Raw genomic sequence first — 15,076 nt, forward strand, 5'->3', positions numbered from 1 at the left:
CAAGTATGGAAACGGAAGTAAAACGACAACCCTTGCGAGACGACGACCGGCTGAGTCTCGACGTGCTTTCGGCGGTAATGGAGAAGGCAGGGTACGAGGACGCGACCGAGTTCTCGACCTGTTTGTACGACGTGATCGATCCGGATGCGCTCGATTCGCTCTTTCATCGGCAGACGAAAGGAGGCCGTGTCGAGTTCGTGCTCGACGGCTATGAAGTTCGAGTCCACAGCAACGGGTTGGTGGAGGTAACCGAAGAGAACTGATGGACGAACTGTGATAGAACGAAACAAAGCGGTAGGCGACCAGCAAAACTGTGCTGTCTGTGGGGACGCCATCGATATCGAAGCGTGGCATCCGGTTCTCGCCGACACGGACTCGAACGGAACGCTTCGATTGTATCCGTTCTGTACGCCCGCCTGCCGAAACGAGTGGAATAGACACCGAAACGACCGATAACAGAGAATGAACGAAACACCCCCCAACGAGATAGAATACAGCGAATACGAGGACGAATACGGTACCGTGGCGATGTTCTACGACCCGGAGAATCACCAGGCGTGGATTCGTTCGAGCACGACGGTTTCCGTGCAACGGTAGCGGCTTTTCTGTGGGTTGATTTCGTGCGTGGATATGAATATATAGATCGTTGACCATCCTGCGGTATGGATCGAATCGTGTTCGGGCGGACGCTCGTCGACGGAACGCCGGACGATTCCGGGCCGAGGATCGAGGTGGATTCAGACTGCCCGACGTTGGCGAAACTCCGCGAAGCGACGGGACCGCTCAGGTCGAACCCGGTGACGGGTGAGTGGGGCGCAGGGCTCGTCTCCGCCGACGAAACCGACGGCGAGTACAGCATCAGTCTCGGAATCGTTCCCGCCGGTGCTGGCGGCCCGGACGAACACGTCCATCCGAACTGCGCCGAGCGGTTCGTCGTGGTCGAAGGGGAAGTCGTGTTCTCCGTCGACGGCGAGGACCGAACCCTGACCGCTGGCAACGGCGTGACGGTCTCCCCCGGCACGCCACACACGTTCCGGAACGATTCGGACTCGCTCGCGTCGTTCACCGTCGAAATCCGCCCGTCGGACCAAACGCGCGGCGTCATCACGACCCTGTTCGGGTTGGCCCACGAGGGAACGGTGCGGGACGACGGCCAGCCAAAGTTCCTGCGGGGGATGGTGCTCGCCGACTCGACCGCCGAGGACACCTACTTTACCTCGCCACCTCGCCCCGTCATGAAGGTTCTCACGACGATTTTCGCACCCATCGGTCGGGCGCTCGGCTATCGAGCCATAGAACCGAAATACGCCGAGGAGTCCTTTTGGCGGGAGCACGTCGAACAACCCGACTGGGACGAAATCGACGCAACTCGTTCGACAGCCGACGACTGAGAATCAGTACGTTCCTTCTTTCCTCGCACGTTCGAGCACGTACCGAACGAACGGCTCTTTCTTCGCCGTGTACGTCGCCCTGTCGTCGCCGTGTTCGTCGGCCAACTCCCGCTTCAGTCGGTCGTACTCCGCCGCGACGGGGGGATGGTCCCGGAGATAGTCCCGAAAGACGACCGATTCACGATAACAGTCGCTTCCCGCTTCGGTCAGCGAGAGATAGTGGGTTCGCTCCGTCCGCGGACCCTTTGCGAGAAAGGCGCGGTCGGGGACGCCGTCGTTCGGTCGATACTCGTAGCCGTGGCCCTCCAGCACGGAAACGAGTCGCGCGGCGTGAGACGCGTCCTCGACGACGGCGAGGACGTCGATGATGGGTTTTGCGACGATGCCCGGAATCGCGGTGCTGCCGACGTGTTCGAACGCGAGAACGTCGTTCCCGGCAACCGAACGAAGCCGTTCGATTTCCGCCTCGTACTCCCGTCGCCACTCGTCCCTGTGCGGTTCGAGTTCGACGGTGCCGCGCTCCAGACCGACCATACGCTGTCCATGGGTGATCCGGAAAATAAACGTTCGCACCGGATTCGATGCTCGCCCGAGCGTGGCTCACGGAATATTTATCCCGAATCGTGACGAATTAGAATCATGAACCGTCCCCTCCTCTACCACGCGGCGACGGGTCTTCTCGGCCTCTCGTTCGCCGTACGCTCCGTCCCCGACATCCTGTCCGGTGAGTCCAGCATCGTGCTTTGGATGGCCGCAATCGCTGGCGTCGGACTGGTACTCGGAAGCATCTACGAAATCCTGACCGGCGGTCGCGAGGACTTCGAACCCAGTCGTCGTATTACGCTGATCGTCGTTGCTGGTGCGGTGATTTCGGCTCTCGGTGTGGTCGTTTCCTCTCTCGGGTAGTCCGCCGAACGACCGCGATATCGCCGCACTACAGCGACCCGAAGAACGCCCGAATGTCCTCGGCGGTCAGTTCGGGTTCCTCCCATTCGAGGAAGTGTCCGCCGCGCTCCGTTTCTGTCCAGCGGTCGATGCGGTAGAACCGCTCGGCCCACTCGCGCGGCGTGGGAAACATGTCCGCCGGGGCCATCAACAGCGCCGTCGGCACGTCCGGACGGCCCCATTCGCCCGCGTCGCGGACGGACTCGTAGTACAACCGCATCGAGGAGTTGATGGTCTCGGTCGCCCAGTAGATGGTCAGATTCGTCAACAGGTCGTCGCGCGCGAACGCTTCCTCCACGTCGCCGTCGTTGTCGCTCCACGTACGAAACTTTTCGAGTATCCACGCCGCCAACCCCGCCGGAGAGTCGTTCAGGCCGTAGGCGAGCGTCTGCGGTTTCGTGGACTGCTCCATCGCGTAGGCCGCTTCCTCCCATCCCCAGCGTTCCGCGTTCTCGATGAACTCCGTTTCGGCCTCCGTCGGGTCGTCCGGTATCATCTCCGCCTCGACGCGCGGGTTGGTCCCGCTGAGGTGCAGACCGATAATCGATTCTGGATACTTGAGTCCGAGTTGCAGGAGGACGCCCGCCCCGATGTCGCTCCCGCGTCCAGCGTAGCGGTCGTAGCCGAGTTCGTCGGTCATCAAGGTATGGAATAGGTCGGCGATTCGGGGGACGCTCATCCCCCGTTCAGTCGGCCGGTCGGAGAATCCGTAACCGGGCAGGGACGGGACCACCACGTCGAACGATTCGTCCGGGTTCCCGCCGAACTCGGAGGGCGTCGTCAACATCGGTACGATGTCCAGCATCTGGACGAACGTGCTCGGCCACCCGTGTAGGAGCAACAACGGCGTCGGGTTCTCCCCTTCCCCTCGCTCGTGAACGAAGTGGATGCCGACTCCATCGGTGTCGCCCCGATACTGGTCGAACTCGTTCAAGCGTGCTTCCTGTTCTCCCCAATCGAACTCGTCTTTCCAGTACGCGACGAGTTTCCGAAGATAATCGAGATTCGTCCCGTACTCCCACCCTGCACCCGCTACTTCGTCCGGCCACCGCGTTCGGGCCAATCGGTCACGCAAATCCGCGAGCGTCACGTCGTCGATGGATATCGTCGTTGCTTCTGGCATGGTCTCCCCCCGAATGACGTTGGTCGGGAATCCGCAAAAACGTCGCTCTCGACGGTCAGAAAAACCGTCGGAAACTCCAGTACAACCCGGATAGCACGTTCTTCAGGTCCGCTACGGGCGTGAGTCCCGCGTCGGGGTTTCCGGCCGGTTCCCAGTCGGTTTCGAGCGCGTCCCGCGAACAGTGACGTAACTCGCCGGAGTGGATTCGGGTCCCATCGGCGTCGGTGAGTCGCAACAGCACAACGTCGTCTCCCGTTCCGACGACGCGGTAGACGTCGCTCCCGTCGCCGTCGGCCGTCGGTCGGTAGTGGTCGCCAACGTCTATCATGATTCTCCGCCGTCCGGGGTTCGACTTCGATTATGTACCGGGGTGGTATGAATTGATCGCCGAACCTCGACTCAGTGCGGACTCGCGGCGAGAACGTCCTTCGCCGTGTCCCCGAGATGTTGCATGTCCTCCCGCGTCAGATGGAACTTCGGCTCCCAGTCCGAGGGGCCGAGGTAGTCGCTGACGACGAACATCGACGCTGCCTCCACGCCGCGGTGGGCGGCGACGGCGAACACCGCGGACGCCTCCATTTCTACGGTGAGGACGCCCTCCTCGGCGTACTGTTGGACTTCTTCCTTGGTCTCCCGATACATCGCGTCGGTTGTCCACGACGGCCCGACGTGGAACGCCTCTTTGCGCTCGCGGAGCAGTTCAATCGTGGCTTCGGTGAGCAAGTCGCTCGCGTGGGCGTACTTCGCGGATTCGACGTAGTGGTGGGACGTACCCTCGTCGCGGATGGCCTCGTCACAGACGATGAACTCGCCCATCTCGATGGTCTCGTCCAGACAGCCAGCGAATCCGACGGAGAAGAACTTCCCGACACCGTCGGCAATCAGTTCGTCCATCAGCATCGCCGTAGCAGGAGCGCCGATTCCGAAATTCCCGAGGACGCCGACGGAGTAGTCGGCGTCCGCGAAGGCGTACAAGTCGCCGTAGTAGTTGCCGACGTGCTGGCCGTCGTAGCTCTCGGTGAGGTAGTCCATCAGCGTGCGACTGTAGCAGAGAACGACTGCCGCAGGCAGTCGTTCGCGCCCCGACTCGCCCTCCGTGTGTCTGTACTCGGAGTGCTCTGCGGGCGTGACCAATGGTTCGGCGTCCTGCTTTCCAGCGAGGTTCGGAAACGGCATCTCCTCGTGAAGAAACACGATTCCGTAATGTGTGTTGTGCAGGTGTGTGTAATGTGGTCACTCGACACGGATCGATAGCAACGGCTCGAACGACTCGAAAAATCCGAAAATCCGGTTCCAGTTAGACCGTCTTCAGTCCACGACGACGAGCACGTCGCCCATATCGACGCTGTCGCCCTCACTGACGGCGATTTGCGTAACGGTACCTCCCCGAGAAGCGACGACGTCGTTTTCCATCTTCATGGCTTCGAGGACGCAGACGACGTCACCGGACTCGATTTCGTCGCCCTCTTCGACTTTCACGTCGAGGATGGTGCCCTGCATCTCGGCGGCCACCGTCTCACCCTCCGCATCGACGACGGTCTCGCCGCCGTCGCTGCTGCCGCCCGCTGGCTTGGGTTTCTGGCCGCCGCCGCCGTTGTTCGCGGGAACCGCGGCGACGCCGCCGCGGTCTTCGAGGTTGACTTCGAAGCGCTTGCCGTTGACTTCGACGGTGAACTCGCGTTCGACGACCTCCTCGTCGTCGTCCGACGATTCGGTCGTTCCCCACTTCTCCTGTGCCTCCTCGATTTTCTCCGCGTCGAGGTGGTGGTCGAGGTACTTCGTGGTGTGGGTCCCGGCGACGAACTCCTCGTCGTCGAGCATCAGGCGATGGAACGGAATGATGGTCGGGATTCCCTCGATGTCGTACTCGGCGAGCGCGCGCTTGGAGCGGGTGATACACTCCTCGCGGTCGCCGCCGTGAACGATGAGTTTCGCGATCATCGAGTCGTAATCGGTGACGAGGTCGTCACCCTGTCGAAGCGCATCGTCGAGACGGACGCCGATTCCTCCCGGCGGGTCGTAGGTCGTCAGTTTCCCGCCGTCGCGGGCGCGAAGTCCTTCGCGGCGTTCTCGGCGTTGATGCGGAACTCCATCGCGTGGCCTTCGAGTTCCACGTCGTCCTGTTCGAAGCCGAGGGGTTCGTCGGCGGCGACGCGAATCTGCCACTTCACGATGTCGACGTCGTCAACCACTCCGTGACGCAGTGTTCGACCTGAATCCGGGTGTTGACTTCGAGGAAGTAGAAGTCCGTGCCCACGTCGAGGAGTTCGCCGGGACCGCGCGTCTCGTCCTCCTCCACGAGGAACTCGAAGGTTCCCGCGTTGTAGTAACCGGCGGCGGCCGCACCGTCGCGGGCCGATTCGGCAATTTCCTCCCGAAGTTCGTCCGAGAGCGCGGGCGACGGCCCCTCTTCGATGACCTTCTGGTGACGTCGCTGCAGCGAGCAGTCGCGCTCGCCGAGGTGGCGCACGTTGCCGTGGTGGTCGGCGATGATCTGGATCTCGATGTGACGCGGGTTTTCGAGGTAGCGTTCGAGGTAGACGTTGGCGTTGTCGAAGTACGCCTCACCCTCGCGTTGGGCGGATTCGAGTTGATCCTCGGCTTCCTCGGGACCGCGAACGACCTTCATCCCGCGGCCGCCACCGCCACCCTCCGCCTTGATGGCGACGGGGTAGCCGTACTCGTCGCCGAACTCCGTGACCTCCGACACGTCCTCGACAGGGTCGGTCGTCCCGGGAACGATGGGCACGTCGGCTTCCTGCATCGTTTTGCGGGCCTTCGTCTTCTCTCCGAGTTGTTCCATCGACTCGCTCTTCGGGCCGATCCACGTCACGCCGTCCGTGGCTTCGACCAGCGCGGCGAAGTCGGCGTTCTCCGCGAGGAACCCGTAGCCCGGGTGAATCGCGTCCGCGCCCGCCTTCTTCGCGGCATCGATGATGGCCTCTTGGTCGAGGTAGGACTCCGCGGCACGGGCCGGGCCGACGTTGTAGGCTTCGTCGGCGTAGCGGACGTGACCGGAGTTTCGGTCGGCATCGCTGTAGATGGCGACCGTGTCGATTCCGAGTTCCTCGCAGGCGCGCATCACGCGGACCGCGATTTCCCCGCGATTTGCGACCAGAACTGTATCGAACATTCTTGTGAGAACGTATTCGGGTGGGTAACCTCATTCTGTCGGTTCAGGGTCGCCCACGAGTGTCAACGGGAGCGTCACACACGGGTTGACGGGTGGTGATTCCGTCCCACGACCCCTCGAAGCGGTAGCTTTTTCTCATTACGCGCTGACATCTCGGGCGTGCAACGACCGACTCCACCCGCCGCTGGGCCGAATCACGGACCAGCACCTGCTTTTCGCCGGGTGGAGTCCCGATTTCGCCGCTGACGCGGCCTCGGGGTGAAACCGGGCGATTCGATGACTCGTCTTCGATCAGCAACCACCCCACAGCGACAAATGTACACCAGCACCCGAACAGGCCGACGTATCGACAGTAACGCCAACCGACGATCAACCATCGAGGGTCGCCGATGAGCGACATGAACCCTCGAAACTACTACGACGAGTACGGCGAAAACGAGTGGGAGCGACTGGGGCGCGACCCCGTCACCCGAATGGAGTTCGAGAACACGGTGGACTACCTCGACAACCATCTTCCCGAATCGGGCCGCGTTCTCGACGTCGGCGGCGCGGCGGGGCGCTACGCGGTTTGGCTCGCCGAACGGGAGTACGACGTGACGCTCGTGGACGTGAGCGAGACGCAGGTCGAACTCGCCCGCGAGAACGCCGCCGAGAGCGGCCTCGAAGACAGAATCTCTGCGGAGCAAGGCGACGTCCGCGACTTGCGTTTCGAAGACGATGAATTCGACGCCGTCTGCTGTCTCGGTGGTCCCCTGAGCCACGTCGTGGATGATACCGAACGCGCACGCGCGATGGCCGAACTCCGACGGGTCGCGGGTGGCGACGCACCCGTCTTCGTCTCGGTCATCAGCAGGTTTGCGCCCATCCGCGACATCCTCAAGTTCAACCTCGACTGGTCGCACGGCCTCCTCGTTCCCATCGCCGAGGACGGCAAATACACCGAAGAACGAGTGGACGAGTATGCAAACGGCGAAGGCTGGGCTGAGTGTCACTTCTTCCGCGCCGACGAGTTCGAAGCGGAGTTGGAGGACGCCGGTTTCGAAGTCGAGCAACTGGTCGGTCTTGAGGGCGTTGCCAACCGCATGAAACCGGAGTTAGCGGAGGCGAGCGACGAGGCCGTCGAGGACGTTCGGCGACTCGTCAAGTTGCTCCGGGAGGACCGTGCGGTGGTCGATTTCTCGGAGCACATGCTGGCGGTGTGTCGAGTATAGTATCTGGAAGTGCTTCTCGTCCTGCGGTGTGTTTCGCCACTGCCGTTCACGTACGTGGGAGTGGACATGTCCCGATATCCCTCTCAATTCCTGAATCGTTCGTGGTGCATTGGTTAGTTCAACTCTCGTTGAAATCGGTGGTCGGTCCGATTGCTCCGAACGATTGGATACAAAGCAGTCCGATTTCTGGGATTTCGCCCCGTTTCGAGATGAACGATTGGTTCGATAACCGAAGTAGAACGTGCGACGACAGCGAGGTCGGTTTCTTGAATTTGGCCGGTTTGGGTGATTTACTTCCTGTGGGCAGTATAAGCGGCAGTAGAATCCAGAAGTCGTCTCTCTCCGTAAACCATTCTTTGTCTAATCGAGTAATCAGCCGCTTCCACGCTCTGAGTATCGAAGACAGTGAAAATTAATCAACGGAGGCACCGTTCGTTCCCACTCACTCTTCGTCTGTCTTAACGAGGATAGTAATACTCCCGTTACTCCTGATGATCACGCGATGGCCAGAGACAGAAAACTTGACTATCACACCCCCATCTTTCTCCCCAATGATCGGCGTCCCGAACAGTGCATCGAGTGCCTCAGGATCAATCGACTCATACAGTAACGTAAGCTCCGTTGGGACAACTCCCTCGGCGACTGAGAGTGCTCGGACAATTGCCTCACTCGGCGGTTCATCGCTCGAAAAGCGTGTGTGAAACACATCTTCGAACCCCTCCGGCAGTGAATCATCCTCGTCGTCGGTCATCTCCCTTTGTTCCTTGACCGGGTTCTCTGCTGTGGTGAGTCCTTCGAGGCGAGAGTTACTTCCGAATTCGCCTCGCGTCAAAAGAGCAGTATAACTGTGCCACCCTGATCGTGAGTAGCTTCGTCAGCGTCGGTTAAATCGCTTTTTGTGGATCATGACCTGTCTGCTTCGGTTGACCGAATCCTTTTGCTTGCGCCACGCCAACACGACGCTATGAATTCATCGGCACCCTCACCCGCTGCCGTCCTCGAAGTGTTCGACACTCTCGGTCCCCCCGGCACACCATTCACAACACCCGAGGTCGCAGAAGAATTCGACTGTACCGACCGCACGATCTACAACAAACTCAACGCGCTCGTTGAGGACGACGCTATCAACACTAAGAAGGTCGGCGCGAAGGGCCGGGTCTTTTGGCGACCTGTCGACGATGCCATCCAACAAAACGGTGGCGTGTCGGATCTGACTGCCCCCGTTTCACTTCGTGATGGACAGTCGCCTGTATTTCTCTCCAACAGCGAGATGACCGAGCGCATCCGCGAATTTGACTGGGTCGAGACGTCACTCGGCCGATGGCGGAGTGGCCCACTGAATTGCGGGTGGCGGTCGACCTCATGCTGGGTGCGGACGAGGCCATCGGGATCTACTGGGGCGAGGATCTCGTACTGCTCTACAACGACGCCGCACGAGAACAGATCGGAAAGAAACACCCAAACGCGCTCGGACGGCCAGCTCGCGACGTGTTTCCGGAAGCGTGGGAGTTTCTTGGTCCGATGCACGAGCAGGTCATGGCTGGAAAGGGACCAGTTCGAGTCGAAGACCAATACCTCCCAATCGAACGTGGTGACGCGATAGAAGACGTCTGGTGGGATTCCAGTTTCAACCCGATCCCGCTCGCGGATGGCTCGGTTGGTGGCGTGTTCAACATCTCTGTCGATATCACCGACCGGGTACAAATCGAGGCGGCTCTCCGCGAGTCGAACGAGCGATTACAGGTCGCCCTGAATGCTGCGGAGATGGGGACCTGGGAGTGGGATCTCGAGGCCCGAACGGTGGACGGCGACGACACGATGCTGTCGCTATTCGACTTGCCACCGACAGACGAGCCAGTTCCAGTCGAGCAGTTCTTGGTGAAGGAATCAGACGAGGGCACAGACCAGGCCGAGGACACGATGGAGTTCTCGTTCGAGCCGGGTGAAGAGATTCAAGACGAGGTCGAACTCGAAGGAGTCGACACGCCTCGCTGGATTTCCTGGCGCGGCCGAGCGTCCGCGGACGATCCGACAGTCCTCCGTGGTGTCAGTTTCGATATCACCGATCGAAAGCAGGCCGAGATCGAACGCGAACAGGCCATAGAAGAGCTCCGCGAGAGCGAGGAACGCTATCGCACGCTGTTCGATTCGATCAACGAGTCCATCCAGGAGGGCTTTTGCATCGTCGAACTGCCCGAGGAGGGCGAGGCCGCCGACGAAGCTTCGACGGGCGGCACCGTCGGTGGGCGGAGGGAGCCGGATGACTACCGCTTCGTGGAGGCCAATCCTACGTTCGAGGAACTGACCGGGGTGACCGACGTGGTCGGTGCCCGTTGGTCCGATATGGATGTGGATGGCGACTTCCCCGGGTTCGACGTCTGTGCCGAGGTCGCTCGGACGGGCGAGTCCCAGCGGGTCGAAACGACCGGCGAGCCACTCATCGACGGGTGGTTCGACGTCCGTGTGTTCCCGTATGGCAGCTCGGACAGTCGGCAGGTCGCGGTTCTCATTGAGGACATCACTGAACAAAAGGAGACCGAAGCAGCGTTGCGTGAGAACGAAAAACGGCTTCGACTCGCGGCCGACATCGGGAACATCGCCGTCTTCGAGTGGGACCTCGAGACGGATCGGGTGAGAGGAAACGAGCGAATGAACGAGTTGTTCGGATACGACAAGCACGAGATCATCGTCGGCGCGGAGTTGCTCGAAGAGCGCATCCATCCGGACGACCTCGACTCTGTCGTCGGCCGGCTGGAGGAGGTGTTCGAGTCCGCATCCGACGGGAACTACGAGTTCGAGTTCAGAGCGATGCGTCCCGACGGGAGCGACCGGTGGGTGCTCACGAACGGTGAGGTGTTCTTCGAGGAAGATGGGGACGACCGGCGGGCGGTTCGCGTTTTCGGGACTGGTATCGACATCACCGAGCAGAAGCAGCGCGAGGAGCGACAGGAGTTCCTGCTCCGGTTCAGCGATGCTCTGCGGGCGCAGCCCGATGCGGAGTCGATCAAAGACCGGGCCGTTGAAATGCTCGCTGAGAATCTGGATCTCGACCGCTGCTGGATCAGCGAGGTGTTCGAGCAGCGAGGAATCTCTACGGTTGGCCCGGAGCAAATTCGCCCGGACCTTCCGGAGATGGCGGGTGTGTTCCAGCTCTCGGAGTATCCCGAAACGATGCGTCAGCTCGCGACGCAACCAATGGTCGTCCAGGACGCGGACAACGATCCGCACTTCTCGGACTCCGAGAAGGAGCTGCTGGCCGGATATGACCTGCGGTCCCTGTTGGTCGCACCGCTACGGGAGGGTGAGGACGACGTCATCTGGGCGCTCGCAGCCGCCATGGCCAAGCCACGCCACTGGACTAACGGTGAGCGGGCACTGCTAGAGGATGCCGCCGAGCGGACCTGGGCGGCCGTTGAGCGTACCCGCGCCGAGCAGGAACTCGCCGACGAACTGGCGGCCACCCGAGAGTTACAGGACATCAGTACCACACTGATCGGAGAGGACGACATCGAGACTCTCTCCCAGCACGTTCTCGATGCCGCGAGCGAAATGATGGACGCCGACTTCGGGAGCGTCCAGCTGTACGACCCCGACCGGCACGACCTTGAACTCGTCGCTAACCGGGGGTTCACCGCGGAGACCGAAGCAGCGTGGCAACGAGTCACTCCCGAACATGGAACCGCCTGTGGCAAGGCACTCAAAACCGGCGAGCGCGTTATCGTATCGGATGTTGAATCAAGCGAATTCATAGCTGGAACGGGGGATTTGGAGACCTTCCGTCAAAATGGAATCCAGGCGGTCCAGACCACCCCGTTCGTCTCGCGGAGCGGGGACATGATTGGGATGTTCTCCACCCACTGGGAGACCCCACGCGACCTCTCGGAATCAGACCTCGGTCGCCTCGACGTCCTGGCCCGCCAGGCCGCCGACCTCATCGAGCACCGTCAAATCACAGAAGCCCTACGCGAGAGCGAGGAGCGCTACCGCATGCTCTTCGAGTCGATCATCGAAGGCTTCTGCATTATCGAGGTACTGTTCGACGAGGAGGACGAGCCGGTGGACTACCGCTTCCTAGAGACGAACCCGGCGTTCGAGGATCAGACGGGACTCATCGACGCAGAGGGCAAGCGGATGAAGGAACTCGAACCGAACCACGAGGACCACTGGTTCGAAACCTACGGGCGCATCGCGAAGACGGGCGAACCGGAGCGGTTCACGAACCCGGCGAAGCACCTCAACGACCGATGGTACGACGTGAATGCGTTTCGCGTCGGCGATCCGGAAGAGCGGAAGGTTGCCATCGCGTTCAAGGATATCAGCGATTCCAAACGCTTCCAGATCGCCCTCGAACGACTCAACGACGCGAGCCAAGAATTGATCGATGCAAATCCAGAGGGGGTCAAGGATCGGACCGCCGACATCGTTCGAGACGTCCTCAACGTCGAGTACGCTGCGCTCTGGCGCTACGACAAAACGGTCGGCGAACTCGACGAATATGCCAGTCAGACAGCCCCCGAAATGCCCGAAAATTCAGTACGTTTACCTGCGGAGTTCTCCGAGCGGGTCTGGCAGACGTTCATCGGCGACGATATTGATGTTGTCAATGACACCGACATCCCCGAGAACGAGCCAGTGGCGCCACCACTCCGAAGTCGTGTCCTCATACCATTGGGGAGACATGGCGTCATCTGTGCTGGCTCGACACGGGCCGAGATATTCGACGACCAGAAGCTCGACCTCCTGGAGACGGTTTCCACGACCATCGAGACCGCATGGGACCGCGCCGACGGCCAAGAAGAGTTAACACGGCAGAACAAGGAATTGACGCACCTCGACGGGCTCAACACGCTCATTCGAAAGATTGATCAGGCGCTCGTGGAGGCCGAGACAGTCGATGTAATCGATGAGGCTGTCTGTGAGCGATTGGCCCACTCCGAACTCTTCGAGTTTGCGTGGATCGGTGAATTCGATGCAGACGACAACGCGGTCAACCCACGTGCGTGGGCGGGCGTCGATAGTCGCTCGCTGGACGACCTGACGACGGAAGTTGACGGACCGGTGTCCGAGAGGCGTCCGTTTACGGCTGCAATCCAAACCAAAAAGAGACAGGTTGTAAACGACATTGCGACCGATGCAGAAGCTGCTCCCTGGCGTGAGGTCGCGCTTGACCTTGGTGCACGCTCATGTCTCTGTCTCCCACTCGTGTATGATGACTTCGTGTACGGCATCGTGACTGTCTACAACGGGACCCCCCAACACGACGAGCGCGATATCGATGTGCTCGTCGAACTCGGCCGGACGATCGCCAATGCGATTCATGCTGTTGAGACGAGAGAAGCCCATCACATGAATCGCGTCGTCGAACTCACATTCCGCTCGACAGCAGCGGACACACCCCTGTGCCAGCTCGCCCAGGAAACAGGGTGTGTGATGGAGATTACGGGTCTCGTGCCGGGAGCAGACGGTGAGACAACCGTGTTTTTCACTGCAACGGACGTTTCGTCCGGTGCGCTGGTGACTGCTGGTGAACAATCACTCGCCATCGGAGAGCTGATCTGTCTCTCCGAGCGTGAAGACGAGAGCTTGTTCAAAGCGCGTCTGGCTGAATCGACGCTTACCTCGTGGTTCCGCAATCGAGATGCAATGATGCGCTCGCTCACCATAGATAATGGGACCGCAACGCTTGTTCTCGACGTTCCCACGTCGGTTGATATCCGCAGGTTCTTTGAGACGGGACAACAGGCGATTCCCGATCTTGAACTACTTGCTCGACGAACACACACTCGATCGTCTAACACGACTCACACGCTTCAGACGGCATTCACCGAGCGACTTACCGATCGCCAGCAGGAGATTCTCCAGTTGGCCTATCGCAGTGGATTTTTCGAATCACCTCGACTCCAAACCGGCAACGAACTCTCCACAGCGCTGGACCTCTCGCAGTCAACCTTCAATTATCACCTTCGCGGTGCTGAACGCAGGCTCTTGGAGGTCGTCTTCGACTAGGGACGAAGTACTAAAGCCGCCTTCTTATCCGTCGAGGTGTCCGTTCACATTATTGCGACCGGTGACTCTCATATTTACATTTCATACGTGCCACTCACTCCCCCACCTGGTCGAGATGTAGCCACTGCCGGTACCGACATAGTCACTGTGTGATGGGTTTCTGTCTCTGAGTCGCAATAGTTCGAAATTTTCTGCCGTGTGTTCGCATTCCTGCGTGGTGATTCTTTCTTAACTGCGTGACGAATTGTAGATATGGACTCTGATGGGTCTCGAAACGATTCACGCAGTTACTCATCGTCGAGCCAGGCTTCCGCTTCAGACGACACTGTGGCGTTAGCTGAGTTACTCACTCTCCTCAGCCAGCGCCCCAACCGCCAGATTCTGCTCCACCTCTTTCAAAACGATGGGCCGGTCTCTGTCGATGAACTCGCTGCACACGTCGAACCACTGGCTACCACTGTTTCCGTAGACAAGAGCACTGAACCACCCGAGAAATACGATCGAAGCCATTCCAACTATGACTGAATCCTCAACTTCATCGCCCGCATCCCTGGATAGTGTGTTAGACGCGATCGCAAACAAATACCGTCGACGACTGCTTGTCGCGTTGTTAGAACATAATCCACAGGATGACGATGACCCACAGATTCCAGCTAACGTCAAGTTTGAAGATGAAGACCTGGAATCGCTCCAGATCCAAATGACGCATACCCACCTGCCGAAACTGGAAGATGCAGGGTTCATCGAGTGGGATCAAGAAACGAATACGGTGCGAAAGGGCCCACGCTTCGACGAGATTCAGCCCCTCCTGGAATTGATGCACAATCATGCCGACGAACTTCCCGATGAGTGGCTCTAAGCCGGATGCAGTGTCTGTCTCTTCTCCTCGATACAGGTCCTGGAACGGCGACTTCTTGCCATCCAAGACCGTGACCGTTGCCTCCGCTGTCGATCATTCGGGATCCAGTATATCTACTCTCGCTTAGTGCAATATGGAGCAGTGAGACAAAGAGATATCGACCAGTTCTCCCTTCCTGTACAAGTGAATCCAGTTATTGTCTCCTGAAATCATACCGGAAGTGAAACCGGTCGGGTCGCCGTCCCCAGAGAGCAGATCACGTTCGTTCACACCACAAAAAAAGGCTCCAAATCAGCGGTTTACTCGGGTGACTCTTCGACAGCGTCGAAGATCAGAACCGCGTCGTCCGCCCCGCCGCGCTCCACGCGTCCGTGGGCGCGTTCATCGGGACACGCACATCACGGTTCT

General features: G+C 59.9%; 14 protein-coding genes and 1 pseudogene. 7 read left to right on the forward strand and 8 right to left on the reverse strand.

Going from position 1 to position 15,076, the window contains the following annotated elements:
• Positions 1-5 precede the first annotated feature (5 nt).
• From A4G99_RS16065 to A4G99_RS16075, 4 genes are all read left to right on the forward strand, one after another.
• A complete protein-coding gene (locus A4G99_RS16065) occupies positions 6-263 on the forward strand; it encodes a HalOD1 output domain-containing protein (protein WP_066145805.1) in 258 nt (85 codons plus the stop codon).
• A 10-nt stretch (positions 264-273) separates the two neighbouring features.
• Positions 274-456 (forward strand): hypothetical protein, encoded by a 183-nt coding sequence (locus A4G99_RS16070; RefSeq protein WP_066145808.1) that lies wholly within the window; start codon positions 274-276, stop codon positions 454-456.
• A gap of 6 nt (positions 457-462) precedes the next feature.
• On the forward strand, positions 463-597 hold the full coding sequence (locus tag A4G99_RS28830) for a hypothetical protein (protein WP_255359110.1): 135 nt from the start codon (positions 463-465) through the stop codon (positions 595-597).
• A gap of 65 nt (positions 598-662) precedes the next feature.
• The gene (locus A4G99_RS16075) at positions 663-1,391 is read left to right on the forward strand and encodes a cupin domain-containing protein (protein ID WP_082837857.1); all 729 of its coding nucleotides are present in this window, start codon (positions 663-665) and stop codon (positions 1,389-1,391) included.
• A gap of 3 nt (positions 1,392-1,394) precedes the next feature.
• On the opposite strand, the gene A4G99_RS16080 is transcribed toward A4G99_RS16075, so the two are convergent.
• Positions 1,395-1,925, reverse strand: coding sequence for a GrpB family protein (locus A4G99_RS16080; RefSeq protein ID WP_066145811.1), 531 nt, complete (start codon positions 1,923-1,925; stop codon positions 1,395-1,397).
• Between the two features lie 105 nt (positions 1,926-2,030).
• On the opposite strand from A4G99_RS16080, the gene A4G99_RS16085 reads away from it, so the two are divergent.
• Complete coding sequence (locus A4G99_RS16085; RefSeq protein ID WP_066145813.1) at positions 2,031-2,297, forward strand: hypothetical protein; 267 nt, start codon at positions 2,031-2,033, stop codon at positions 2,295-2,297.
• Positions 2,298-2,325: 28 nt separating this feature from the next.
• On the opposite strand, the gene A4G99_RS16090 is transcribed toward A4G99_RS16085, so the two are convergent.
• The 4 genes and pseudogenes from A4G99_RS16090 to A4G99_RS16105 form a co-directional block, all read right to left on the reverse strand.
• On the reverse strand, positions 2,326-3,459 hold the full coding sequence (locus tag A4G99_RS16090; protein WP_066145815.1) for an epoxide hydrolase family protein: 1,134 nt from the start codon (positions 3,457-3,459) through the stop codon (positions 2,326-2,328).
• A 55-nt stretch (positions 3,460-3,514) separates the two neighbouring features.
• The gene (locus A4G99_RS16095; protein ID WP_066145818.1) at positions 3,515-3,787 is read right to left on the reverse strand and encodes a hypothetical protein; all 273 of its coding nucleotides are present in this window, start codon (positions 3,785-3,787) and stop codon (positions 3,515-3,517) included.
• 71 nt (positions 3,788-3,858) lie between these two features.
• Positions 3,859-4,635: a nucleoside phosphorylase gene (locus A4G99_RS16100; protein ID WP_066146663.1), complete on the reverse strand. Its 777-nt coding sequence runs from the start codon at positions 4,633-4,635 to the stop codon at positions 3,859-3,861.
• 132 nt (positions 4,636-4,767) lie between these two features.
• Positions 4,768-6,592 (reverse strand): annotated as a pseudogene (locus tag A4G99_RS16105) (acetyl-CoA carboxylase biotin carboxylase subunit).
• A 389-nt stretch (positions 6,593-6,981) separates the two neighbouring features.
• Here A4G99_RS16105 and A4G99_RS16110 point away from each other — a divergent pair.
• Positions 6,982-7,803, forward strand: a complete 822-nt coding sequence (locus A4G99_RS16110) for a bifunctional 2-polyprenyl-6-hydroxyphenol methylase/3-demethylubiquinol 3-O-methyltransferase UbiG (RefSeq protein ID WP_066145821.1) — start codon at positions 6,982-6,984, stop codon at positions 7,801-7,803.
• A 442-nt stretch (positions 7,804-8,245) separates the two neighbouring features.
• On the opposite strand, the gene A4G99_RS16115 is transcribed toward A4G99_RS16110, so the two are convergent.
• Positions 8,246-8,554, reverse strand: coding sequence for a HalOD1 output domain-containing protein (locus tag A4G99_RS16115; protein WP_066146666.1), 309 nt, complete (start codon positions 8,552-8,554; stop codon positions 8,246-8,248).
• Between the two features lie 569 nt (positions 8,555-9,123).
• Here A4G99_RS16115 and A4G99_RS24455 point away from each other — a divergent pair.
• Positions 9,124-13,809, forward strand: a complete 4,686-nt coding sequence (locus A4G99_RS24455) for a GAF domain-containing protein (protein ID WP_082837858.1) — start codon at positions 9,124-9,126, stop codon at positions 13,807-13,809.
• A gap of 342 nt (positions 13,810-14,151) precedes the next feature.
• On the opposite strand, the gene A4G99_RS26040 is transcribed toward A4G99_RS24455, so the two are convergent.
• Both A4G99_RS26040 and A4G99_RS26045 read right to left on the reverse strand, forming a co-directional pair.
• Positions 14,152-14,391, reverse strand: coding sequence for a hypothetical protein (locus tag A4G99_RS26040; RefSeq protein WP_066145826.1), 240 nt, complete (start codon positions 14,389-14,391; stop codon positions 14,152-14,154).
• Between the two features lie 28 nt (positions 14,392-14,419).
• Positions 14,420-14,734 carry a hypothetical protein gene (locus A4G99_RS26045; protein ID WP_066145829.1) on the reverse strand — a complete coding sequence of 105 codons (315 nt, stop codon included), beginning with the start codon at positions 14,732-14,734 and terminating at the stop codon, positions 14,420-14,422.
• Positions 14,735-15,076 lie beyond the last annotated feature (342 nt).

The sequence above is a fragment of the Haladaptatus sp. R4 genome, assembly GCF_001625445.1.
In the GTDB taxonomy this organism is placed as follows: Archaea; Halobacteriota; Halobacteria; order Halobacteriales; family Haladaptataceae; genus Haladaptatus.